The sequence below is a fragment of the Agrococcus pavilionensis RW1 genome (genome assembly GCF_000400485.1).
GTDB lineage: Bacteria > Actinomycetota > Actinomycetes > Actinomycetales > Microbacteriaceae > Agrococcus > Agrococcus pavilionensis.
In genome coordinates, this window is sequence record NZ_ASHR01000004.1 from 88,848 (window position 1) to 110,193 (window position 21,346).

Below are 21,346 nucleotides of genomic sequence, written 5' to 3' on the forward strand. Positions count from 1 at the left end.
CCTGGCGCGGTGCCCGCCATCGCCGTGATCGGCAACCCGACCGCTCGCGGCTTCGCGCGCGGCGTCGACGCGGTGCTGCGCGAGGCGGCGCGATCGGGCGCCGACGCGCGCGTGCTGCCGACAGAGCCGGATGCGACCGGCGGTCGGCAGGCGCGCGATGCGCTGCGGTCGGGGGCGGATGCGGTCGTCGCGGTCGGCGGGGACGGCACCGTGCGCGAGGTCGCGGCCGTGCTCGCCCACTCGGGCGTGCCGCTCGGCATCGTGCCCGCCGGCACCGCCAACCTCTTCGCGCGCAACCTCGACCTGCCGCTGCGCGACGTCGAGTCGGCCGCGCGAGCGGCGGTCTCGGGCCCGACCTCGCGCGTCGACCTCGGCCGCGTCGTGCTCAGCCGGGCCGGCGCGCGCGAGGAGGAGCGGCCGTTCCTCGTCGTCGTCGGCGTCGGTCACGACGCGCTCGCCGTCGAGGCGGCATCGCTGCTCGCGAAGCGGCGGCTCGGCTGGGCCTCCTACATCGCGGCCGGCCTCGGCAGGCTCGGCCACCCGAGCTTCGCCGTGCGCGGGCGCTTCGACGGCGGCGCGATCGAGTCGACGCGCGCGTGGAGCGTGCTCGTGCACAACGCGGCGCGCATCCCCGCCGGCCTCTCGGTGCTGCCGGGCACGCGGCTCGACGACGGCTCGCTCCACGTCGCGACCGTGAGCCCTCGCCATCTCGCGCACTGGGGGCGCATCGCGGCCGCCGGCGCCGGCATCGCGCGCGCCGAGGGCGTGCTGCGCCACCGCACCGTCGAGCGCGTGACGCTCGGTGCGGTCGACGCCCCGCTGCCGGTGCAGATCGACGGCGACGCGGCGAAGCCCGTCGATCGGCTCGACGCGCGCATCGACCGCGCCGCGCTCAGCGTGCGGATGCCAGGATCGAGGGCGTGACTCCCGACCAGGCCCTCGCTCGGCTCCGCAGCGCTCCCGCAGGACGGCTCGAGCCCATGCTCGCTCAGATCGACCTCGAGCGCACCGTCGCGGCGATCGCCGGCAACCGCATCACCGGCCTGTTCCGCCGCGCCGAGCGCCGGCAGCTCGTCGAGCTCCTGTGCGTCGAGCGCGTGGCCGAGCTGAGCCCGAGGATGCGCGCGCGAGTCGTGCACGCGCTGCGCGAGCTCGCGCCGAGCGCGGTCATCTCCCGCGGCATCCGCTCGTGCCTCCTCTCGCTCACGGGCGGGCCGTTCCGCGACATGAAGTACCTGCTCAACTCGACGGGCGACCGGCACGACCTCGAGCACGTCGTCTTCGAGCGACTCACGCCAGCCGATCGCGAGGCGGTGCTCGCGCACATCGCGGCTGAGGCCGCCGACTCCCCCGTGCCCGACCTGCGCATCCTGTGCGACATCGACGACACGGTGCGCGCGATGCTGCACGAGACCCGCTTCCCGCGCGGCTCGGTCTACCCCGGCGTCGTCGAGCTGCTCATCGAGCTCGACGAGGGCCACGCCTCGCAGCCCTCGCGGCCGGGCGATCTCACGTTCGTCACGGCTCGACCGGAGGGCCCCCGCGGGCTCATCGAGCAGTACACGCGGAACGGGCTCTCCGGCCTCGGCCTCCCGCCGCACACCGTGCTCGGCGGCTCGTTCCTCAACCTGTTCACGAAGCAGTCGATCCAGGCCCGCAAGCTGCAGAACTTCGTGCGCGAGCGCGCGCTCTTCCCCGAGTGCCGCTTCATGTTCATCGGCGACAGCGGCCAGGCCGATCCGCAGGTGGGGGCCGAGATGCTGCGGCTCGGCGGGGTGCACGGGGTCGCGGTGCTCATCCACGAGGTCGTGCCGGTCGAGGGCGAGGCGCGCGCCGAGCTCGAGGCCGGCGGGATCCGCTTCTTCCGCGACTACGACGAGGCCGCGCGCGTGGCGCACGACCTCGGGCTGCTCGACGCGCCCTCGCGCGACCGGGTGCTGCTCGCCGTCGCCGCCGACGGCGCGCCGATGACCTGAGCGCTGACCACCTGAGCGCTGACCATCTGAGCGCTCAGCCCGCGCCGTGCTCGACGAGCGCGATCGTGTTGCCCTCGCTGTCGAGCACGAACGCCATCCGCTCGACCGTGCCGGCCGGCCCGAGGGCGTCGTCGTCGTGCTCGAAGATCGTGTGCGGCTCGCTCACGATGCCGACCCCGGCTGCGCGGAGGCGCTCCACCCGCTCGTCGAGGTCGTCGACGGCGAAGTAGAGCAGCGCCGAGGGCGCACCGCGCTCGAGCAGCAGCCGCGAGTCGCCGAGCACGAGGAACGCGAGGCCTGACGGCTCGAAGGTCGTCACCACGGGCACGCCGAGCAGGTCGGCGTAGAACTCGGCAGCCCGCTCGAGGTCGACGGCGCGCTGCGCCACCTGCACGAGCGGGCTGTCGCCGATCACGTCAGCCGCCGTGGTTCTCGGCCGTGGGCAGGTGCTTGCCCCACCAGCGCAGCACGTGCTCGAAGCGCTCGATGCGGTGGCGCGGCTGGCCCGAGCGGGTGAGCTCGTGGTTCTCGCCCGGGAAGAGCAGCAGCGCCGTCTCGACGCCCTGCCGCTTGAGCGCGGCCCAGTACCGCTGCGCCTGCTCGGGCGGGCAGCGCCAGTCCTGCTCGGAGTGGACCACGAGCGTCGGGGTGCGCACGTCGCCGACGCGCGCCATCGGGCTCTGCGCACGCATCGCATCCGGATCGGTGCCGGTGTACTCGCCGCCGAAGAACCAGCCGATGTCGCTCGTGCCCATGAACGACTCGGGGTCGAGGAAGCCCCGCTCGACGATCGCCGCCGCGAAGCGGTGGTCGTGCGCGATCGTCCACGCCGTGAGGTAGCCGCCGTACGAGCCGCCCATGATGCCGAGGCGCTCGCGGTCGAGCTCGGGATGCGCGTCGAGCGCGCCGTCGAAGAAGTCGAGCACGTCGGTCAGGTCGACGGTGCCCATCGCCTGCTTGATCGCGACGCCGTGCTCGCGGCCGTAGCCGGCCGAACCCCGCGGGTTGCACTGCACGACGGCGTAGCCCGCGGCGACCGCGACCTGCGCCTCGTCGAAGACGCCGACGCCGTACTGCGCGAAGGGCCCGCCGTGGATGTTGAGGAGCACGGGATGCGGTCCCTCGCCCTCGGGCACCCAGACCCAGCCGTGCACCGGGCGGCCGTCGCGGCCGGTGATGTCGTGCTCGGTCGGCAGCACGACGCCCGCCTCGGCGAGCCGCGCGCCGAAGTCGGTGATGACGCGCACGCCGTGCTCGTCGAGCACGGCGACCTCGCCGGCCGACGTCGGCGTCACGACGGTCGCGACAGTGACGCCGTCGCCGACGCCGTGGCCGATGACCTCGAGGTCGCCGCCGATGAGCTCCCGCGAGCCGCCGCCCGTGACGTGCACGAGCCGGTTGCGGCCGCGCGCGCGCTCCTGCACGAGCACGCCGTCGTCGACGACCGTCGCGTGGCTCCCCTGCTCGCCGAGGTCGACCGACTCGCCGTCCGTGACCTCCTCGGCGTGCGCGCCGGGGTGCTCGAGCACGAACAGCTGCGTGCTGCGAGCGACGAAGTCACGACCCGTCTCGCCCATGTGCTGCGCGAGCAGCACGAACCCGCCGTCGGGCGTCGGGCGCACCTCGCCGACCGAGAGCCCGGCGCGCGAGGAGAGGATCGTGTGGGGCTCGCCGTGCGCGGTCGCTGCGTCGAACTCCACGATGGCGTTCACGAGGTCGTCGTCGCGCGAGTCGTGCCGCGCCGTCACGCACAGCACGCGCTCGCCGTCGACGGAGAAGACCGGCGCCGAGTGGTCGAAGTCGCCGTGGCTCAGCTGGGTCGCGTCGGGCGCGAACGGCGCGTCGTCGCGCGTCTCGGCCGTGTCGTGCGGGTGCGGAGCGCGGTCGTAGCGCGGCTCGACGTCGAGGTCGGGCAGCGCGGCGACGAAGACGTGCGAGCGGCGGCCGATGAGGCTCCCGACGCCGTTCGCGAGGTTGCGGTTGCGCGTGATGAGGCGCGGCGACTCCTGCGCGGCGCCGAGTCCCTCGACACTCCCGTAGCGGCCGGGCTCGACGACCGTCGCGGTGAAGGCGATGCGGCCGCCGTCCGGCGAGACCGCGAACTCCCGCACGCCGCCCGGCTGCGCGGTCGCCTGCACGGGCTCGCCGCCGTCCGCGCGCATCGCCCAGACCTGCGGCTTGTCCTTGGCGTCATCGCGGAGGAAGAGCACGGTCGCGCCGTCCGGCGTCAGCTGCGGCTCGCGGTCGGCGACGCCGCCGGTGAGCCGGCGCCGCGCGCCGTCGGCGAGCGAGACGCGCCAGAGCTGCCCGACGTTGCGGTTCGCGCGCACGCTCGGCCGGCTCGCGGCGACGATCGCCCACTCGCCGCTCGGGTGCACCGCCGGGCGCGAGAGCGAGACGAGGTGCTCGATGTCCTCGGCGCGCATCAGCTCCGCACCCCCTCGGCGTCGCCGAAGCCGGAGACGTCGCCGACGAGCCTCGTGCTGTCGGCGGCCACGGGCTCGACCGCGGCGAGCGCGACCTCCCGCGCGAACTCGTCGACGTCGTAGAGGCGACCGGCCTCCTCGCGCCGGCTCGCGATCGCGCCGGGATTCGCGCGCTCGAGGAGCGTCGCGGTGATCGTGCCCTCGATCATGTCGCCCGAGACGACGACGAGCTCGATGCCGCGCTCGGCGAGCGACGGGATCCGCTCGCGCAGCGCGTCCTCCCCCGCTCGCTTCGAGCGGGCGACGGGCTCGTACTCGGGCATCGTCGGGGTCGTGCGGATGAAGTGCGCCTGGTGGCTCGTGACGAACACCACTCGGGCCCCGTCGCGCAGCACCGGGAGCGCCGCCTCGAGCAGGCCGACCTGCGCGTCGCGGTTGAGCCGCATGGCGTAGTCCTCGCCCATGCCGCTCTCCATGCCCCCGGATGCGTTCATGACGAGGATGTCGAGGCCCCCGAAGCGCTCGCGCGCGGCCTCGAACATCGATGCGACGCTCGCGGGGTCGGTGAGGTCTGCTTGCACGACGAGCGCCTGGACGCCGTGCGCCTCGGCTGCGGCGGCGACCTTCTCGGCGCGCGGCGCCTTCGCGCGGTAGTTCACGACGACGTCGGCACCCGCGGCGGCGAGCAGCTGGACGGTCGAGGCGCCGATGCCGCGGCTCGATCCGGTGACGAGGGCCGTGCGGCCGGTGAGCGAGCCCGGCGCGAGCGGCGCGGTCTCCTCTCCGGCGGGATCGGGATTCGTCGCGTCGGCATTCGGCACAGGGATCTCCTTCGTTCGAGTCGACACTACTGCGCACTCCGTCCCGCTCGTGCGCGCCTCGAGCGGTTCCAGCGCCCGCTCAATATGCTGGGCGCGTGGACCTTGCCCAGTACGCGTGGATCGTGTGGCTCGTCGTCGCGCTCATCTGCTTCATCATCGAGATGGTCACGCTCGAGTTCACGTTCCTCATGATCGGCATGGCCTCGATCGGGGGCCTCGTCTCGAGCATCACCGGGCTGCCCGTCTGGGCGCAGGTGCTCATCGCCGCCGCCGCGGCGCTGCTGCTGCTGCTGCTCGTGCGGCCCAAGCTGCTGCAGCGCCTGCACGAGTCGGGCGAGCTCAACCTGCAGGGCGTCGACGCCCTCCTGGGCATGGCCGGCGAGGTCACGCGCACGTTCGTGCGCGGCGCCGGCGAGGTCACGCTCTCGAACGGCGACGTGTGGACCGCGCGCCTCTCCCCCGCGGTGCAGCCGCGGGATCCCGACGTCGGCGAGCGCATCGTCGTCACCGCTATCGAGGGGGCGACCGCCATCATCGTCCCCGCCCAGCGATAACCGCCCGACAACCAAGGAGCCCCCATGCCGATCGACGGAGGATTCATCCTCAACGCCTTCCTGCTCGTGCTCGTCGCGCTCATCGTCCTGTTCGTGCTCGTCACGCTCTTCCGGTCGATCCGCATCATCAAGCAGGGCTTCACGGGCGTGGTCGAGCGGCTCGGCCGCTTCCACCGCGTGCTGCAGCCGGGCCTCAACTTCCTCGTGCCGTTCATCGACCGGGTGTCGTACTCGGTCGACATGCGTGAGCAGGTCCGCTCCTTCCCGCCGCAGCCCGTGATCACCGAGGACAACCTCGTCGTCTCGATCGACACCGTCGTCTACTTCCAGGTGACCGACGCGCGCGCCGCGACCTACGAGATCGCCGACTACCTCTCGGCCGTCGAGCAGCTCACGACAACGACGCTCCGCAACGTCGTCGGCGGCATGAACCTCGAGGAGGCGCTCACGAGCCGCGACACGATCAACGGCCAGCTGCGCAACGTGCTCGACCAGGCGACCGGCAAGTGGGGCCTGCGCGTCGGCCGCGTCGAGCTCAAGGCGATCGACCCGCCCCACTCGATCCAGGACTCGATGGAGAAGCAGATGCGCGCCGAGCGCGACCGCCGCGCCGCGATCCTCACCGCCGAGGGCTCGAAGCAGTCGCAGATCCTCGAGGCCGAGGGCCTCCGCCAGTCCGAGATCCTGCGCGCCGAGGGCCAGGCGAAGGCCCAGGTGCTGCGCGCCAAGGGTGACGCCGAGGCGCAGGTGCTGCTCGCGAAGGGTGAGTCCGAGGCGATCGAGCGCGTCTTCGCCGCCATCCACGAGGGCGACGCCGACGACAAGCTGCTCGCCTACCAGTACCTCCAGACGCTCCCGAAGCTGGCCGAGGGCGACGCGAACAAGCTCTGGATCATCCCGTCGGAGCTGACGGATGCGCTGCAGGGCGTCGGGCGCGGATTCTTCGAGGGGCGAGCGCAGGTGCCGTTCCAGAAGGGCCCGTCGAAGCACGACGGCGAGGCTGCAGAGCCGTCGATCCTCGACGAGACCTTCCAGGCCGACTCCGTGAGCGACGTCGAAGTCCCCTCGATCGCCGAGACGCTGCAGGCGAGCGGCATCGACCCGCAGGGCGCCGGCTCGACCGATGCCGTCTCCTCGTCGACGTCGCTCGCCGACGAGACGCCGAGCACCGACTACAGCGAGGCGGTCGAGGCGGCCCGACAGGCGGCCAACGAGGTGCCGGATGCGGAGCCCGGTGCCCACGGCGGCACCGATGCGAACGACGGCAGGGCACCGCAGGCGTGACGCGCCGACACCCGTGAGCGGCTACCTCGACCCGCGACCGCCGCGCGTGCTCGCGCACCGCGGCCTCGCGCTCGAGGCGCCCGAGAACACGATGTCGGCGTTCATCGCCGCGGTCGACGCGGGGGCGCGGTTCCTCGAGACGGATGTGCACGCGACGGCCGACGGGGTCGCCGTGATCGCGCACGACCCCTCGCTCGACCGCGTCGCCGGGCGCGACGTCGAGATCGAGCAGACGCTGTTCCGGGACCTGCAGCGCATCGACCTCGGCCAGGGCGAGCACGTGCCGGGACTGCGCGAGGCGCTGCTCGCGCTGCCCGACGCGCACTGGAACATCGACCTGAAGACGGATGCGTCGGTCGTGCCCGCGGTGCGCGCGGTCGTCGAGGCCAAGGCGACGGATCGCGTGCTGCTCACGTCGTTCTCCGAGCGCCGGCGCCGCCAGGCGGCGGAGCTCGTGCCGGGCGTCGCGACGAGCGCGTCGCAGTCGATGGTCGCGAAGGCGATCGTCGCGCAGCGGCTCGGGCTCGCGGGGCGGCTGCGCCGGATCCTCGCCCCCGTCGTCGCCCTGCAGGTGCCGCGGCGGCATCGCGGCGTCGAGCTGGTCACCGCGCGCAGCGTGCGCGCCTTCCAGGCCGCGGGCGTCGAGGTGCACGTGTGGACGATCAACGACGAGTCGGAGATGCGGGAGCTGCTCGAGCTCGGCGCCGACGGCATCGTCACCGACCGCTGCGACCTCGCGCTGCCGCTGCTCCCCCGCTGATCGGGCGCTCGGGCGTCAGCGCGGGGGCTTCGGCAGCGCCCGCACGCCCGAGAGCGACCACTTCGTGACGGCGCCGACCGTGCCGAGCTCGTCGCCGAGCCGCATCTTCGAGCTGCCGGTCGCGCGCTCGATGAAGTGGATCGGCACCTCCGCGATCGTGCCGCCGGCCTGCGCGACGCGCACCGCCATCGCCACCTGGAACGCGTACGCGTCCACCTGGATCGCGTCGAGGTCGATCCGCTCGAGGATGCGCGTTCGGTAGACGCGCAGCGAGCTCGTGAGGTCCTGCACGCCGGTCTGGAGCATGCTGCGCGCGTAGACGTTGCCGATGCGGGCCGCGAGGCGGCGCCGGAGCCCCATGTTGCGCACGTCGCTGCCCTCGACGAAGCGCGAGCCGATCACGAGGTCGACGCCGTCGGCCGAGACGCCGAGCAGCTCCGGCAGGTCGTCGGCGTCGTAGGAGCCGTCGGCGTCGGTGATGACGACGCGCGTGGCTCCGCGCGACATCGCGAAGCGCATCCCCTCGATCACCGCGGAGCGGTAGCCGCGCTCGGTGCGGTGCACGACCATCGTGCCGGCGTCTCGCTTCGAGAGGCTCTCGGCGAGCTCGCCGGTGCCGTCGGGGCTGCCGTCGTCGACGATGACGAGCTCGGCGTGCGGCACCGATTGCCGCAAGCGACCGACCGTGCGCTCAAGGCCGTCGATCTCGTTGTAGGTGGGCACGACGATCATGACGTCAGGCATGCGGCCTCCTCGCTGCTGTCCGGTTCGCGACCCCCAGGCCCGCGAGCGCGAGCGCCGCGCCGATGATGAGCGCGAGGTCGATCCATGCTCCCAGACGGATGCCGGGGGTGACGGTCGTCGACAGCGGCAGCTCCTCGGCCATCGTGCCGGGCTCGTACTGCGGCAAGCGGTCGATCTCGGCGCCGTCGGGGCCGATGATCGCGCTCGTGCCGACCGTCGAGATGTTGACGAGCGCGCGGCCCGCCTCGGCGGCGCGCAGCTGCGCGATCGCGAGCTGCTGCACGTTCTCGGCCGAGCCCTCGCCGAAGTCGGCGTTGTTCGTCGGCGCGAGGATGATCTCGGCGCCGTGCTCGAGCACCATCTCGCGCGCGAGGTGGTCGTCGACGATGTCGAAGCAGATCGCGAGGCCCGCGGTCGTGCCCGCGACCTCGAACGCGTTCGCGCTCGAGGGGTCGATCGAGTAGTCGCGCGGGATGTACTGCAGGAACCCGAGCGCCTCGAGGATGGGCTCGAAGAACCCGCGCGCCGGCAGGTACTCGGCGAACGGCACGGGGTGGCGCTTGCGGTACTCGGCGACCGCGCCCCGACCGGGCTCGACCTGGATGAGCGCGTTGTAGGTGTCGTCGCCGTCGCGCGTGATCGTGCCGGTCACGAGCGGCGCGTCGAAGCGCTCGGCCACGCGGTCGAGCGCCGCCATGGTCGCGGGCGTCTCGTCGGCGTACCACTCCGCGGCGTTCTCGGGCCAGACGAGCAGGTCGAGCTCCTCGCCCTCGAGCCCGCGCGTCGCCTCGAGGTGCTGCTCGAGGATCTGACCGGGCACGCGCGGCGCGAGCAGCCCCGCCTCGCTGTCACCCTGCACGGCGCCGACGCGGATGCTCCCGGTCGCCTCGACGGGGAACCCCGGGATAGCGACGAGCAGGATGAGCGCGGCCGCGCCGATCGTCAGGCGCCGGCGGAGGATCGTGCGGTGGTGCAGCACGAGCTGCACGAGCAGGGCCGAGACGGCGGCGAGGAGGAACGTGAGGCCCGAGAAGCCCACCCAGCTCGTGGTGTCGGCGAGCGGGCTCGCGGCCTGGGAGTGCGCGAGCCTGCCCCACGCGAAGCCGCCCCACGGCACGCTCGACGAGAGCGACTCGCGCGCCGTCCAGACGGCACCGAGGAGCAGCGGCATGCCGGCGAACGCGCCGAGCGGTCCCTGCATGCGCGGATCGCCCCACCGCCACGCGAGCGCGAGCGCCATGCCGCCGAGCCCCCACCACGCGGCCATCCACGCGGTGAGCGCGACGAGCGGCACGAGGCCGAGGTAGACGGTGATCCACTGGATGTGGAGCAGGAAGAAGATCGCGCCGGTCGTGAAGCCGAGCCCGAAGGCGGCGCCGAGCGATCGCCCGCGCAGCGAGACGATCGCGAGGCCGACGGCCGGCACGATGAGCGGCCACCAGCCGAACGGCTGGAACGCGAAGGGCATGATCGCGCCGGCCGCGATCGCTGCCGCCCACGCGTACGCGAGCGGCAGCGGCGCGCGCGAGCGCGAGCGTCGCGCGGCTGCGGTCGCCGCCCTCGTCGCCGTCACAGCGCCGACCCCGAGGCCTCGACGACGCCGCGGCGGATGCGGTCGACCGCCTCGTCGGCCGTGCGGCGCAAGCGCTTCGGTGCCACTTGCGCGAGCTGCTCGAGCACGTCGATCGTCTGCTTCGTCCAGCGCACGAAGTCGCCCGCCGCGAGCTCGGTGTCGCGCAGCACGCCCTCGAGCGGGTAGCCGCGCGCCCAGCGATGCATCGCGAGCGTGAGCCCCGTCTGCAGCGGCAGCGAGCCGGGCAACCGGTGCGACTGCTCGAGGTCGTCGAGCTGCGCCCAGAGCCGCTGGGTCGCGTCGAGCGCCTCGACGAACGGACCCTTCGGCAGCATCCGCTCGGGCAGCATCCCCTCGTCGCGACGGCCCTCGAAGACGAGCGCGCTCGCCATTGCCGCGAGCGCCGGGGCGTCGAGCTGCGCCCAGAGCCCGCGCCGCAGGCTCTCGGCGGTCAGCAGGTCGCGCTCGCCGTAGATGCGGCGCAGCACCTCGCCGGCCTGCGTGACGCGCTCGCCGTCGTCGGCGTGCTCGATGTAGCCGAGCTCGCGGAGGATCTCGGTGATGCGGTCGAAGGCCTGCGCGATCTGGCCGGTGCGGCGGTCGATCTGCCGCTCCGCCTTCTCGATGTCGCGACGGAGCCGCCAGTAGCGCTCGCCCCAGCGCGCGTGCTGCTCCCGCTCGGGGCACGCGTGGCACGGGTGCGCGCGCATCCGCCGCCGCACGCCCTGCAGCTGTCGCTGCAGCCGCTCGTGCTCGCCGTGGCTCAGCCCCGCGCGCGCGGCGTCGCGCTCGAGGTCGCTCACCCCGCGCCGCAGCGCCGCGTACTCCGAGAAGTCGCCGAGGTGGCACCGCATCGACTCCTCGTAGCCAGCGAGGCTCGCGCGCTGGTCGACGACCCGGCGCGCGAGCTGCACGACCGAGCGGTCGGCCTGGAACTGCGCGAACGAGGTCTCGAGCACCTCGCGCGTGCCGGCGACCCCGAGCCGGTCGACGAGGTTGACGGCCATGTTGTACGTCGGCCGGAAGCTCGAGTGGAGCGGGTAGGTGCGACGGGAGGCGAGCGAGGCGACCTCGACCGGCTGCAGCTTGCCGTTCCAGATCACGACCGCGTGGCCCTCGGTGTCGATGCCGCGCCGCCCGGCGCGGCCCGTGAGCTGCGTGTACTCCCCCGGCGTGATGCGCACGCGTGCCTCGCCGTTGAACTTCTCGAGCTGCTCGAGCACGACGGTGCGGGCCGGCATGTTGATGCCGAGCGCGAGCGTCTCGGTGGCGAAGACGACCTTGAGCAAGCGGGCGCGGAAGAGCTCCTCGACGACCTCCTTGAACACCGGCAGCAGCCCCGCGTGGTGCGCCGCGACGCCGCGCTCGAGGCCGTCGAGCCAGTCCCAATAGCCGAGCACCGCGAGGTCGGCGTCGTCGAGCAGGCGGGTGCGCTCGTCGACGATCGCGCGGATCTCGGCGCGGTCCTCCGGGGTCGTGAGCCGCACGCCGCCCGAGACGACCTGCTGCACCGCCGCGTCGCAGCCGGCCCTCGAGAAGATGAAGTCGATGGCCGGCAGCATCTCGCGGTCGTCGAGCATCGCGATGAGCGCGACCCGGTCGACGCGTGCCGGGAAGCCGCCGCCCTGGCCGGGGCGGCGGCCGCCCTTCGGCGGGCGGCGGGAGCGGTAGCGGTTGTGGCCGCCGCGATCGCGATGGCCGTGCGCCGCGGAGTCGGCGAGGTCGGTGCCGCGGGCGAGCTCGACGAGCTCGCGGCCGGGCCGGTGCGTCTCCTCGCCCGCCTTCGAGTCGAAGAGGTCGACGAGGCGCCCGCGGATGTGCACGTGCGCGTCGAGCGGCACCGGCCGGTGCTCGCTCACGATCACGCGGGTGTCGCCGCGCACGGCGTCGAGCCACGCGCCGAACTCCTCGGCGTTCGAGACCGTCGCCGAGAGCGAGACGAGCCGCACGTGGCGCGGGAGGTGGATGATGACCTCTTCCCACACGGGCCCCCGGAACCGGTCCGCGAGGTAGTGCACCTCATCCATCACGACGTACTCGAGCGCCGAGAGGTCGCGCCCCTCGTAGAGCATGTTGCGCAGCACCTCGGTCGTCATGACGACGATGCGGGCGTCGCCGTTGATCGACGTGTCGCCGGTGAGGAGACCCACGGATGCGTGCCCGTAGACCTCGGTGAGCTCTCGGTGCTTCTGGTTCGACAGCGCCTTCATGGGCGTCGTGTAGAAGACGCGGCCGGTGGGCGCCTCCATGGTGATGCGGATGGCGAACTCGGCGACGACCGTCTTGCCCGCGCCGGTCGGGGCGGCGACGAGCACGCTCGAGCCGGCCTCGATCGCCTCGCACGCCTCCCGCTGGAACGGGTCGAGCCCGAACGGCATCGCGCGCGCGAACGCCTCGGTCGCGACGCTCACGCGGCCGCTCCGCTCGACTCGAGCGCGCTCTCGCGCTTCGCGCGCCGCCGGTCGACGAGCAGCGCGATGCCGGCGGCGGCGAAGTACAGCACGACCATCGGCACGGCGATGATGAACATGCTCAGCACCTCCCCGGCCGGGGTGACGAAGGCGCCGAAGAGCGTCGCGGCGAGCACCGCCCAGCGCCAGCCCTTGATGATCGCCGCGCCGCTCAGCACTCCCGCGAGGTTGAGGAAGACGACGATGACGGGCAGCACGTAGGAGACGCCGACGGCGAAGACGAGCTTGAGCGAGAAGTCCCAGTAGTCGGATGCGCCGAGGAAGGCGGTGAACCCGTCGGGGGTGAAGCCGACGAACAGCCGGATGATGCGCGGCAGGACGAACCAGCCGGTCGCGCAGCCGGCGACGAAGAGCGGCACCGCCGCGGCGATGAAGCCGAGCACGTAGCGCCGCTCGATGCCGCGCAGCGCCGGCACCACGAAGGCGAGCAGCTGCCAGATCCAGATCGGGCTCGAGAGGATGAGGCCGAGGAAGAAGGCGATGCGCATCTGCACGTCGAGCGCCTGCGTGATGTTCGTCACGTTGAGCTCGACCGGGAGCCCCGAGGCCTGCAGCTCGTCGAGCGGTGCGCTCAGCAGCTGCAGGAGCGGTGCGGCGAGGAAGAAGCCGCCGATCGCGGCGACGACGAAGGCGACGCCCGAGATGAGGAAGCGCCGCTTGAACTCGCGCAGGTGACCGGCGAGGCGCATGGTCGCCTCAGGGTTCGACTGCCGCCCCTTGCGGGCCATGCGCTACTTCCGGTCGGAGCTGGAGGCCTGGTCGTCGGTCTCGGAGGACGCGGGCGCATCGGTGCCGTCGCCCTTGACCTCCTTCTTCAGGATGTTGACCGACTGGCCGAGGCTGCGCGCGAGCGCCGGGAGCTTCGAGGCGCCGAAGATGAGCACGACGATGATGAGGATGATCCACCAATGCGAAGCCGCATTGTTGAAGAAACCGGGCATGATCGTCCTCCGCGCTCGTCCGACTCCCCTATCCTACCCGGCCGTCGACTGCCCGTCCCCCAGCGCAGCCGTCGTGAACCTGTGCATCGCGCGACGCAGGCTCGCGGGCGCGATGATCTCGGCGTCTCCGCCGCACGAGGCGACCGCGCTCAGCACGCTCGCCTCGCTCCACAGCTCGATGTCGAGCCGCACGCGATCGCCGTCGACCGAGACGGGCTCGCTCGTGGCGTAGTCGGCGAGCAGGGCCGCCGCAGCGCGCGTCGCGATGATCTGCGCCGTGCCCGTGACGGGGCGCTCGAGCGCGGGCATCGTATGCGGCCACGGGAGCTCGGTGCGCTCGATCGACTCGATGCGGTCGAGCCGGAAGGTGCGCGCATCCTGCCGGTCGAGGTCGAAGCCGCGGACGAACACCTGGCCCTCGCGCAGCTCGAGGCGCGTGGGAGCGACGGTGCGACGGCGCGATCCCTCGCCGGGCTTGCGGTAGTCGATCGACAGCACCGTGCGGGCGCGGATCGCGTCGCGCACGAGCTGCGCGGCCCGCGGCACCTCGAGCCGGTCGACGGCGACGGTGTCGGCGCCGCGCGAGGCAGCGCCGCGCAGCTTCTCCTGCAGCGCCTCGACGCGCTCGGGGGCCGCGTCGGTGTAGCCGGCGACGAGCGAGAGCCCCGCGATGAGGGCGCTCGCCTCTCGCGGCGAGAGCCGCACGGTCTCGTCCTCGAAGGCTGGCCGCATCGTCACCGAGATGACGTCTTGCTCCTCGAACGCGTCGAAGTCGATGTCGAAGCGGATGAAGTCGCCCGCGCCGTCCGGGACGCCCGACATGAACACGCGCCGCACGGCCTCGCGGATGCGCTCGTCGTCGACGCCGAAGTGCGCGGCGGCCTCCGCGACCGTGACGGAGCCGGATGCGGTGACGTACTGGATGAGGGAGAGCAGCAGTCCGATGCCGCGCTCGACGCGCGACGCGCTCATGCCGCCTCCTCCGGGTCGGCGTGCGCATCGCGCACGCGCTCGAGCCTCGCGCGCACGAGGGCGCGCTGCTCCTCGGGCCACACGACCTGCACGTCGGCGCCGAAGGCCGCGAGCTCGTCGGCGAGCAGGTGGCGGTCGGCGTGGTGCACGACGAGCAGCCCGTCCTCCTCGGTCGTGCCGGGCCGGTGGCGCAGCCGGATGTCGGCATCGCTGCCCGGCACGGCGAGCACGCCCACCGATGCCCCCGCCCAGATCTCCTCGAGCTTCGCGATCGCGCCGCTCGCCGCATCCGCCGGCACCTCGAACGGCGTGCGCGCCGCGCGATCCTTCACGGGCGACACGATGCGCTGCATGAGGAACGTGCGCGAGTCCTCGGCGCCGAGGTCGAAGCCCACGAGCATCCAGCGCCCGCGGAACAGCACGGTCGCCCACGGCTGCACCGTGCGCGTGCGCGGCGCGCGCTCGCCGGGCTTGAGGTAGTCGAAGACGACCTCGCGGCCGCGGTCGGCGGCGCGCTTGAGCGCCTGGAACGCGCGCTCGCGCGGGCGCTGCCGCGGCAGCAGCACCTCGGCGACCGCCGGCTCCTCGATGCGGCCGGGCGTGCGCTCGAGCGGCAGTCCGCCCCGGAACTCCGGATCGGCGCGCAGCTTGAGGGCCGCGCGCTGCGCCTCCTCGGTGAGCCCGCCCTCGTGCCACACGCGCAGCGCGAGGTCGAGCAGCTCGCGCTCGTCGGCGTCGAACTGCAGCTCGGCGGGGTCGCCGAGCACGCCGTCGAGCACGCGGTAGCGCGCCTGCTGGTTGCTGTCGTCGCCCGGGGGCTGCACGACGTCGATGACGATGCCGTGCTCGCGCAGCGCGTCCTTGTCGCGTTCGAACATGCGCTCGAGCGCGTCGCCGGGCGCCTGGCCCTGGTAGCCGGCGACGCGCTCGAAGAGCTCGTGCTTCGTGAAGCCGGCGCGCGCGTCGACGAGCGCGAGCAGCAGGGAGAACTGCCGCTCCTCAGCCTCGATCCTCGCCATCAGCGCGCGAGCCTCACTCGGCGGGGTCGACCCGGTCGAGGATGTCGATGACGAACAGCAGGTGCTCGCCCTCGCCGATCGACGCGGGCCGTGTGGCCGGGTCGTCGTAGCCGAGCTCCTGCGGGATCGAGACGACGACCTGGCTGCCGACCGGCTGGCCGACGACCGCGTCGACGAAGCCGGGGATGAGGTTCGCGTCGGAGATGGTCATCTCGGTGGGGCTGCCCTTCTCCCACGACGAGTCGAAGACCTCCTCGGTCTCCCAGATGATGCCGGTGTAGTGCAGCAGCACGGTGTCGCCCTCGGCGACCTCGGGGCCGGTGCCCTCGATGCTCTGCATGACGGTGAGCTCGGCCGGCGGGGGCGAGCCCGGGAAGGTCACGCCGGGCTGCCCGTTCGGCGCGAGCGCGATCGCGGGCATGCCCTGCTGGCCGGGGCGCGGGTTGCCCTCGGCGCGGCCGGGCCGCACGTCGCTCACGCCGAGCACGACGACGGCGGTGTCGGCGGGGGTGATGTCCATCGACTCGGACGCCGCGCCCGGGCCGAAGAGCTCGGCGATCGTGGTCGTGAGCACGACGTGGCCGCCGGGGGCGGCGCACGCGACGGCCTGCGCGAGCACCGAGTCGCCGCCGACGCTCAGCCGCAGCGGGTTCGCCGCCGCGGCGCCGGAGCCGCCGGCGTACGAGGTCGAGATGAGCTCGCCCGTCTTGCCGGAGTAGACGACGTAGTTCGTGTCGACCGTGTCGCCGTCGGCGGCGCGCTCGCCCTCGCCGCCGAGCACCTGCGCCTGGTTGCCGTCGGTCACGAGCGGCACCTGGAAGCTCGCCTCCGGAGCGTCCCCCGACGTGTCGACCGAGACCTCGCCGGTCGCGGCGCCCGGCTGCAGCAGCGGCTCGCAGCCGTCGAGGCCGCCGGCTGGCGCCTGGCACGCGGTGAGGCCGGCAGCTGCGACGAGCAGCGCGGCGATCGAGAGGGGGCGAGTGCGCACGGCGAAGCCTTTCGAGGTGGGTGAATCGCGCTCAGTCTAGCGGCGGCAGGCGCTCGCCCCGGCCTCGCCCTCGCCGAGGATCGCCTGAGCCTGCCGCTTCGCGTCGCGTACGGCACGACGCATCCGCTTGTCGCTCGGGGTGCGATCGCCGAGCGCGCCCGGCGTCCACGCCTCGATGTCGGCCTCAGCGAAGTCGGCCTTCGCGGCTCGGCGGCGGAACGACGGCAGCTCGACGCCGTCCGCGACGCGTCGTGCCGTCATCAGGAAGCCGGTGTGCGCGACCATGCGGTGGTCGGGCCGCACGGCGAGGCCCTCGACGTGCCAGCCGCGCACGAGCGTCTCGGAGGAGACGGGTGCCGTGAAGCGGCCGTCGGCGCGGATCGCCTCGACGGTGCGCGAGAGCTGCGTCACGGTCGCGACGTACGCCAGCACGAGCCCGCCGGGGCGCAGGGCCTGCGCGGTCGCGTCGACGCACTCCCACGGCGCGAGCATGTCGAGCAGCACGCGGTCGGCCTCGCCGTCGGCGACGTGCTCGGGCAGCGCCTCGGCGAGGTCGCCGAGCACGGTCGTCCAGTTCTCGGGCCGCTCGCCGAAGAAGCCGGTGACGTTCGCCTCGGCGACGTCGCGGAACTCCTCGCGGCGCTCGAAGGAGACGAGCCGGCCCGTGCCGTGGAGCGCGCGCAGCAGCCAGAGCGAGAGGGCGCCCGAGCCGACGCCCGCCTCGACGACCGTGAGGTCGGGGTGGATGTCGGCGAAGCCGAGGATGTGGGCGGCGTCCTTCGGGTAGATGATCGCGGCGCCGCGCGGCATCGACATGACGTAGTCGTGCAGGAGGGGCCGGATGGCGAGGTACGGCGCCTCGCCGACGTGCACGAGCGAGCCGTCGTCGAGCCCGATGAACGACTCGTGCGCGAGCGCGCCGTGCTGCGTGTGGAAGTGCTTGCCCTCGGTGAGCACGATCGTGTTGAGCCGCTGCTTCGGGCCGGTCAGCTGCACGACGTCGCCCCACTGGAAGGGGCCGGTCCTGCCCATCACGAGCGGGCCTCCGCGATCGCGGCGGCGAGGTCTGCGGGCGTGCGACCGGCGAGCGAGGGCCAGTGCACGATCCCGGGCACGCCCTGCAGGTCGACGGCGTGCGGCACGCCGATCGTCACGAGCCCGGCGGCGAGCGCGCTCGCCGCGCCCGTGCGCGAGTCCTCGATCGCGACCGCGTCGGACGCGCCGACGCCGAGCAGCTCGAGCCCCCGCCGGTAGGGTTCCGGGTCGGGCTTGCCGCGCTCGCACTCGTCGCCCGCGACCGTCGCGTCGAACGGCGCTCCGCCGAGCGAGCGGGCGAGCGCCGCTTCGACGCGGTCGACGATCGAGCGCGTCGACATCGTCACGAGCGCGGTCGGCACGCCCTCGTCGCGGAGCGCGCGCAGCAGCTCGAGGGCGCCTGGTCGGGCGGGCAGCACGTCATCCATCCACGCGAGCACCTCGCCCACGAGCCGGTCGACGATCTCCTGCTCCCCCATCGGCACGCCGCGCTCGATGAAGTAGCGGGCGCCGTCCCACAGGTCGGAGCCGACGAGCGCCTCGGCATCGGCGGGCGTCCACTCGACGCCGTGCTCCTCGGCGAGCCGCGCCTCGGCGGCCATCCAGGCGGGCTCGGTGTCGACGAGCGTGCCGTCGAGGTCGAACAGCACGGCACCGATCGGTCTGGAGGGGGCTGGGGTCACCGCGCCAGCCTAGCCGGGCGGCATAGAGTGGGCGTCCGACGTGAGGAGGTGCCGGGCGTGGCACGAGGACCCATCGAGGGCCGCATCATGGTCGTCGCGTTCGAGGGCTGGACCGATGCCGGCGATGCGGCGAGCACCGCTGTGCGGCGGCTCGTCGAGGCGTGCGAGCTCGAGCCCTTCGACGAGATCGAGCCCGACGAGTACGTCGACTTCGCGATGCACCGGCCGGTCGTGCGCACGCTCGACGACGGCACGCGAGCGCTGCAGTGGCCCTCGACGATCGCGTACGCCCCCACGCGCCCCTCGGCGCGGAAGGCGCTCGCCGCCGACGCGGGCCTCGACGTCTCGAGCGGCAACGAGGGCGAGGTGTTCGCGCTCGTCGGTGCCGAGCCGAGCCGCAACTGGGCCGCCTACGCGGCGGAGTTCCTCGAGATCGCCCGCGGCTGCGAGGTCGAGGCGATCGTCTTCGTCGGCGCGATGCTCGCCGACGTGCCGCACACGCGCCCCATCGCGACCTCGATCTCGAGCGACAGCCGCGAGCTGCAGTCGCGGCTCGGCGTGCTGCAGAGCGAGTACGAGGGGCCGACGGGCATCATGACGGTGCTCTCGCTCGCCGCGCAGGACGCGGGCATCCAGACCGCCTCGCTCTGGGCATCCGTGCCGCACTACGTGCACAACGCCCCCGCCCCGAAGGCGGTCATCGCGCTGCTCGACCGGCTCTCCGAGATGATCGACGTGACCATCCCGCTCGGCGACCTCATCGAGCAGTCGGGCGAGTGGGAGCGCGGCATCGACGAGATCACCGAGCGCGACGACGACATGCGCGCCTACATCGGCAAGCTCGAGGAGCAGCGCGACGCGGTCGAGAGCCCCGAGGCCTCGGGCGAGGCGATCGCGCACGAGTTCGAGCGATTCCTGCGCGACGAGAACCGCCGCCCGCGGCCCGACGCGCAGGGCGACGGCGACCGGCCGGACGACGCGCCGCCCGTCTGAGCCCTAGCGCCGCTCGACGGCGCGGAGGTCGATGCCCAGCAGCGCGTCGATCGCCGCGAGGCTGCCCTCGTCGGCGGGCGCCCGCAGCGCGAACGCGTCGACCGCCTGCAGCGCCGCCGGCGTGTTGAGGTCGTCCTGCAGCGTCACGCGCAGCCACGGCACGACGCTGTCGTCGCGCGAGGGGTCGTCGGCAGGGATCGCCGCCCACTCGAGCCACCGGTCGAGCCGGGCCTCGGCGGCCTCGAGCTCGCCCGGCATCCACTCCCAGTCGGAGCGCCAGTGGTGGTCGAGCAGCGCGAGCCGGATCGCAGCGGGCCGCGCTCCCTGCTCGCGCAGCCGCGAGACGAGCACGAGGTTGCCGCGCGACTTCGACATCTTCTCGCCCTCGAACGCGACGAGCCCGGCACTCAGCCGCACGTCGCTGAAGAGGTCGGCGCCGAGCGCGAGCGCGTGGTGGCCCTGCATCTCCTGGTGCGGGAAGCGCAGGTCGCGGCCGCCCGCCGCGACGGTGAAGGGCGCGCCGAGCTCGGCCATCGCGATGACGGTGCACTCGACGTGCCAGCCGGGCCGGCCGCGGCCGAGCGGCGAGTCCCAGGCCGGCTCCCCCGGCCGCTCGGCGCGCCACAGCAGCGGGTCGAGCGGCGAGCGCTTGCCCGGGCGGTCGGGGTCGCCGCCGAACTCGCGCGTGAGCTCGAGCATCTCGGCCTCGCTCGTGCGACTGCCCGCGCCCATGCGGAACTGCCGCGGGCGGCTCGCGTCGAACAGCACGTCGACGCCCGGGGCGTCGCCCGCCGGGAGCGTGTAGGCGTCGCCCGTCTCGAGCATCCGCTGCACCGCCTCGGCGATCGGCTCGATGCGCTCGGTGACCGCGACCCACGAGTCGGGCGGCAGGACGCGCAGGGCCGCCATGTCCTCGCGGAAGAGCTGCTGCTGCGCCTCGGCGAGCTCGCGCCAGTCGACCCCGTCGCGCGCCGCGCGCTCGAGCAGCGGGTCGTCGACGTCGGTCGAGTTCATCGCCGTGCGCACCTCGAGCCCTGCGTCGAGCCACACGCGCGTGAGGGTGTCGAAGGCGAGGTAGGTGAAGGCGTGCCCGAGGTGCGTCGCGTCGTAGGGCGTGATGCCGCACGTGTACATGGATGCGGTGGGGCCGGCCGGGACGACCGCCCTCCCGTCGCGCCGCACGTCGTGCACGCTCGGCCTATCTCCCTCGCCGTGGCCGAGCTCGGCGAGCGAGGGCACGGGGGGCCGTTGCCAGGAGCGCATCAGAGGGCCTCGATCCAGCCGGCGGAGAGGGCGACGAGCAGCACCGCGCCGAGCGCGATGCGGTAGATGACGAACGGGGCGAAGCTGCGGCGCGAGATCCACGCCATGAGCCAGCGGATGACGGCGAGGCCGACGAGGAAGGCGACGGCGGTCGCGAGGATCGTCGGTCCCCAGCCGAGGCCGATCGACGCGGGCTCGGTGAAGGCCTGGTACGCCTCGTAGAACCCGGAGCCGAAGACGGCGGGCACCGCGAGGAAGAACGCGTACTTCGCGGCGGCGGGCCGCTCGTAGCCGAGCGCGCGGCCCATCGTGACGGTCGCGCCCGAGCGCGAGACGCCGGGGATGAGCGCGAGCACCTGCGCGACGCCGATGAGCAGGCCGTCGCGGTAGGTCGTCGTCTCGAGCGTCTTGACGCGCTTGCCGAGCATGTCGGCGAGGCCGAGAATGACGCCGAAGACGATGAGCACCGTCGCCGTGATCCAGAGGCTGCGCAGCTGGTCGCGGATGAGGTCCTGGAAGAGCACGCCGGCGATGACGATCGGCACGGTGCCGATGATGACGAGCCAGCCCATCTTGACGTCGGGGTCGTCCTTCGCGACCGTGCCGCGGAGGGACCCGAACCACTTCGCGATGATGCGCGAGATGTCGCGCCAGAAGAAGATGACGACCGCGAGCTCCGTGCCGATCTGCGTGATGGCCGTGAACGTCGCACCGGGGTCCTCCGCGCCGGGCAGCAGCTCGCCCGCGATGCGCAGGTGGGCGCTCGACGAGATGGGCAGGAACTCGGTGGCGCCCTGCAGCACCCCGAGCACGATCGCGATCAGCCAGTCCATGGTCCCCTGG

The 21,346-nt window shown here is 73.3% G+C and carries 21 protein-coding genes; 6 read left to right on the forward strand and 15 right to left on the reverse strand.

Features of this window, described 5'->3' with window-relative positions:
• Nucleotides 1-9: 9 nt before the first annotated feature.
• Nucleotides 10-924, forward strand: a complete 915-nt coding sequence (locus tag L332_RS16915; protein WP_021009415.1) for a diacylglycerol/lipid kinase family protein — start codon at nucleotides 10-12, stop codon at nucleotides 922-924.
• A complete protein-coding gene (locus L332_RS16920; protein WP_021009416.1) occupies nucleotides 921-1,976 on the forward strand; it encodes a hypothetical protein in 1,056 nt (351 codons plus the stop codon). The genes L332_RS16915 and L332_RS16920 overlap by 4 nt, the downstream gene beginning before the upstream one ends.
• Before the next feature lie 34 nt (nucleotides 1,977-2,010).
• Here L332_RS16920 and L332_RS16925 read toward each other — a convergent pair whose 3' ends face one another.
• Genes L332_RS16925 through L332_RS16935 form a run of 3 tightly spaced genes read right to left on the reverse strand, consistent with a single transcriptional unit; the run spans nucleotide 2,011 to nucleotide 5,223 of the window.
• The gene (locus L332_RS16925; RefSeq protein WP_021009417.1) at nucleotides 2,011-2,391 is read right to left on the reverse strand and encodes a VOC family protein; all 381 of its coding nucleotides are present in this window, start codon (nucleotides 2,389-2,391) and stop codon (nucleotides 2,011-2,013) included.
• 1 nt (nucleotide 2,392) lies between these two features.
• Nucleotides 2,393-4,402, reverse strand: coding sequence for a S9 family peptidase (locus L332_RS16930; protein ID WP_021009418.1), 2,010 nt, complete (start codon nucleotides 4,400-4,402; stop codon nucleotides 2,393-2,395).
• The gene (locus L332_RS16935; RefSeq protein ID WP_021009419.1) at nucleotides 4,402-5,223 is read right to left on the reverse strand and encodes an SDR family oxidoreductase; all 822 of its coding nucleotides are present in this window, start codon (nucleotides 5,221-5,223) and stop codon (nucleotides 4,402-4,404) included. The genes L332_RS16930 and L332_RS16935 overlap by 1 nt, the downstream gene beginning before the upstream one ends.
• Before the next feature lie 95 nt (nucleotides 5,224-5,318).
• On the opposite strand from L332_RS16935, the gene L332_RS16940 reads away from it, so the two are divergent.
• Genes L332_RS16940 through L332_RS16945 form a run of 3 tightly spaced genes read left to right on the forward strand, consistent with a single transcriptional unit; the run spans nucleotide 5,319 to nucleotide 7,821 of the window.
• Nucleotides 5,319-5,777 carry an NfeD family protein gene (locus L332_RS16940; RefSeq protein WP_021064840.1) on the forward strand — a complete coding sequence of 153 codons (459 nt, stop codon included), beginning with the start codon at nucleotides 5,319-5,321 and terminating at the stop codon, nucleotides 5,775-5,777.
• Between the two features lie 24 nt (nucleotides 5,778-5,801).
• Complete coding sequence (locus tag L332_RS0114580) at nucleotides 5,802-7,061, forward strand: SPFH domain-containing protein (RefSeq protein WP_021009420.1); 1,260 nt, start codon at nucleotides 5,802-5,804, stop codon at nucleotides 7,059-7,061.
• Between the two features lie 13 nt (nucleotides 7,062-7,074).
• The gene (locus L332_RS16945; protein WP_021009421.1) at nucleotides 7,075-7,821 is read left to right on the forward strand and encodes a glycerophosphodiester phosphodiesterase; all 747 of its coding nucleotides are present in this window, start codon (nucleotides 7,075-7,077) and stop codon (nucleotides 7,819-7,821) included.
• 15 nt (nucleotides 7,822-7,836) lie between these two features.
• Here L332_RS16945 and L332_RS16950 read toward each other — a convergent pair whose 3' ends face one another.
• Genes L332_RS16950 through L332_RS16985 form a run of 10 tightly spaced genes read right to left on the reverse strand, consistent with a single transcriptional unit; the run spans nucleotide 7,837 to nucleotide 18,247 of the window.
• On the reverse strand, nucleotides 7,837-8,565 hold the full coding sequence (locus L332_RS16950; RefSeq protein ID WP_021009422.1) for a glycosyltransferase: 729 nt from the start codon (nucleotides 8,563-8,565) through the stop codon (nucleotides 7,837-7,839).
• The gene (lnt, locus tag L332_RS16955; RefSeq protein WP_021009423.1) at nucleotides 8,558-10,138 is read right to left on the reverse strand and encodes an apolipoprotein N-acyltransferase; all 1,581 of its coding nucleotides are present in this window, start codon (nucleotides 10,136-10,138) and stop codon (nucleotides 8,558-8,560) included. The genes L332_RS16950 and lnt overlap by 8 nt, the downstream gene beginning before the upstream one ends.
• Nucleotides 10,135-12,516 carry a DEAD/DEAH box helicase gene (locus tag L332_RS16960; protein WP_081645965.1) on the reverse strand — a complete coding sequence of 794 codons (2,382 nt, stop codon included), beginning with the start codon at nucleotides 12,514-12,516 and terminating at the stop codon, nucleotides 10,135-10,137. Before L332_RS16960 ends, lnt begins: the two co-directional genes overlap by 4 nt.
• 29 nt (nucleotides 12,517-12,545) lie before the next feature.
• On the reverse strand, nucleotides 12,546-13,337 hold the full coding sequence (tatC, locus tag L332_RS16965; RefSeq protein ID WP_021064841.1) for a twin-arginine translocase subunit TatC: 792 nt from the start codon (nucleotides 13,335-13,337) through the stop codon (nucleotides 12,546-12,548).
• A 3-nt stretch (nucleotides 13,338-13,340) separates the two neighbouring features.
• A complete protein-coding gene (tatA, locus tag L332_RS16970; protein ID WP_021064842.1) occupies nucleotides 13,341-13,550 on the reverse strand; it encodes a twin-arginine translocase TatA/TatE family subunit in 210 nt (69 codons plus the stop codon).
• A gap of 33 nt (nucleotides 13,551-13,583) precedes the next feature.
• Complete coding sequence (locus L332_RS0114585; protein WP_021009426.1) at nucleotides 13,584-14,522, reverse strand: helix-turn-helix transcriptional regulator; 939 nt, start codon at nucleotides 14,520-14,522, stop codon at nucleotides 13,584-13,586.
• Nucleotides 14,519-15,541, reverse strand: a complete 1,023-nt coding sequence (locus L332_RS16975) for a helix-turn-helix transcriptional regulator (RefSeq protein ID WP_021009427.1) — start codon at nucleotides 15,539-15,541, stop codon at nucleotides 14,519-14,521. Before L332_RS16975 ends, L332_RS0114585 begins: the two co-directional genes overlap by 4 nt.
• Nucleotides 15,542-15,554: 13 nt before the next feature.
• Nucleotides 15,555-16,529, reverse strand: coding sequence for an FKBP-type peptidyl-prolyl cis-trans isomerase (locus L332_RS29190; RefSeq protein WP_021009428.1), 975 nt, complete (start codon nucleotides 16,527-16,529; stop codon nucleotides 15,555-15,557).
• A 36-nt stretch (nucleotides 16,530-16,565) separates the two neighbouring features.
• Nucleotides 16,566-17,561, reverse strand: a complete 996-nt coding sequence (locus tag L332_RS16980) for a tRNA (adenine-N1)-methyltransferase (protein ID WP_021009429.1) — start codon at nucleotides 17,559-17,561, stop codon at nucleotides 16,566-16,568.
• On the reverse strand, nucleotides 17,561-18,247 hold the full coding sequence (locus L332_RS16985) for an HAD family hydrolase (RefSeq protein ID WP_031223196.1): 687 nt from the start codon (nucleotides 18,245-18,247) through the stop codon (nucleotides 17,561-17,563). Before L332_RS16985 ends, L332_RS16980 begins: the two co-directional genes overlap by 1 nt.
• Nucleotides 18,248-18,304: 57 nt before the next feature.
• Here L332_RS16985 and L332_RS16990 point away from each other — a divergent pair, with 57 nt between their 5' ends.
• The gene (locus L332_RS16990) at nucleotides 18,305-19,240 is read left to right on the forward strand and encodes a PAC2 family protein (RefSeq protein ID WP_021009430.1); all 936 of its coding nucleotides are present in this window, start codon (nucleotides 18,305-18,307) and stop codon (nucleotides 19,238-19,240) included.
• A 3-nt stretch (nucleotides 19,241-19,243) separates the two neighbouring features.
• On the opposite strand, the gene L332_RS16995 is transcribed toward L332_RS16990, so the two are convergent.
• Both L332_RS16995 and L332_RS17000 read right to left on the reverse strand, forming a co-directional pair.
• Nucleotides 19,244-20,503: a hypothetical protein gene (locus tag L332_RS16995; RefSeq protein ID WP_031223197.1), complete on the reverse strand. Its 1,260-nt coding sequence runs from the start codon at nucleotides 20,501-20,503 to the stop codon at nucleotides 19,244-19,246.
• On the reverse strand, nucleotides 20,503-21,336 hold the full coding sequence (locus tag L332_RS17000; protein ID WP_021009432.1) for an undecaprenyl-diphosphate phosphatase: 834 nt from the start codon (nucleotides 21,334-21,336) through the stop codon (nucleotides 20,503-20,505). Before L332_RS17000 ends, L332_RS16995 begins: the two co-directional genes overlap by 1 nt.
• Nucleotides 21,337-21,346: the final 10 nt, after the last annotated feature.

Bases quoted from the DNA above. Each gene is read 5' to 3' on its own strand.
- L332_RS16980 (WP_021009429.1), bottom strand. From the start codon at position 17,561: ATGGGCAGGACCGGCCCCTTCCAGTGGGGCGACGTCGTGCAGCTGACC.
- L332_RS16950 (WP_021009422.1), bottom strand. From the start codon at position 8,565: ATGCCTGACGTCATGATCGTCGTGCCCACCTACAACGAGATCGACGGC.
- L332_RS16960 (WP_081645965.1), bottom strand. From the start codon at position 12,516: ATGCCGTTCGGGCTCGACCCGTTCCAGCGGGAGGCGTGCGAGGCGATC.
- tatC (WP_021064841.1), bottom strand. From the start codon at position 13,337: ATGGCCCGCAAGGGGCGGCAGTCGAACCCTGAGGCGACCATGCGCCTC.
- L332_RS16975 (WP_021009427.1), bottom strand. From the start codon at position 15,541: ATGGCGAGGATCGAGGCTGAGGAGCGGCAGTTCTCCCTGCTGCTCGCG.
- L332_RS0114580 (WP_021009420.1), top strand. From the start codon at position 5,802: ATGCCGATCGACGGAGGATTCATCCTCAACGCCTTCCTGCTCGTGCTC.
- L332_RS0114585 (WP_021009426.1), bottom strand. From the start codon at position 14,522: ATGAGCGCGTCGCGCGTCGAGCGCGGCATCGGACTGCTGCTCTCCCTC.
- L332_RS16930 (WP_021009418.1), bottom strand. From the start codon at position 4,402: ATGCGCGCCGAGGACATCGAGCACCTCGTCTCGCTCTCGCGCCCGGCG.
- L332_RS17000 (WP_021009432.1), bottom strand. From the start codon at position 21,336: ATGGACTGGCTGATCGCGATCGTGCTCGGGGTGCTGCAGGGCGCCACC.
- tatA (WP_021064842.1), bottom strand. From the start codon at position 13,550: ATGCCCGGTTTCTTCAACAATGCGGCTTCGCATTGGTGGATCATCCTC.
- L332_RS16995 (WP_031223197.1), bottom strand. From the start codon at position 20,503: ATGCGCTCCTGGCAACGGCCCCCCGTGCCCTCGCTCGCCGAGCTCGGC.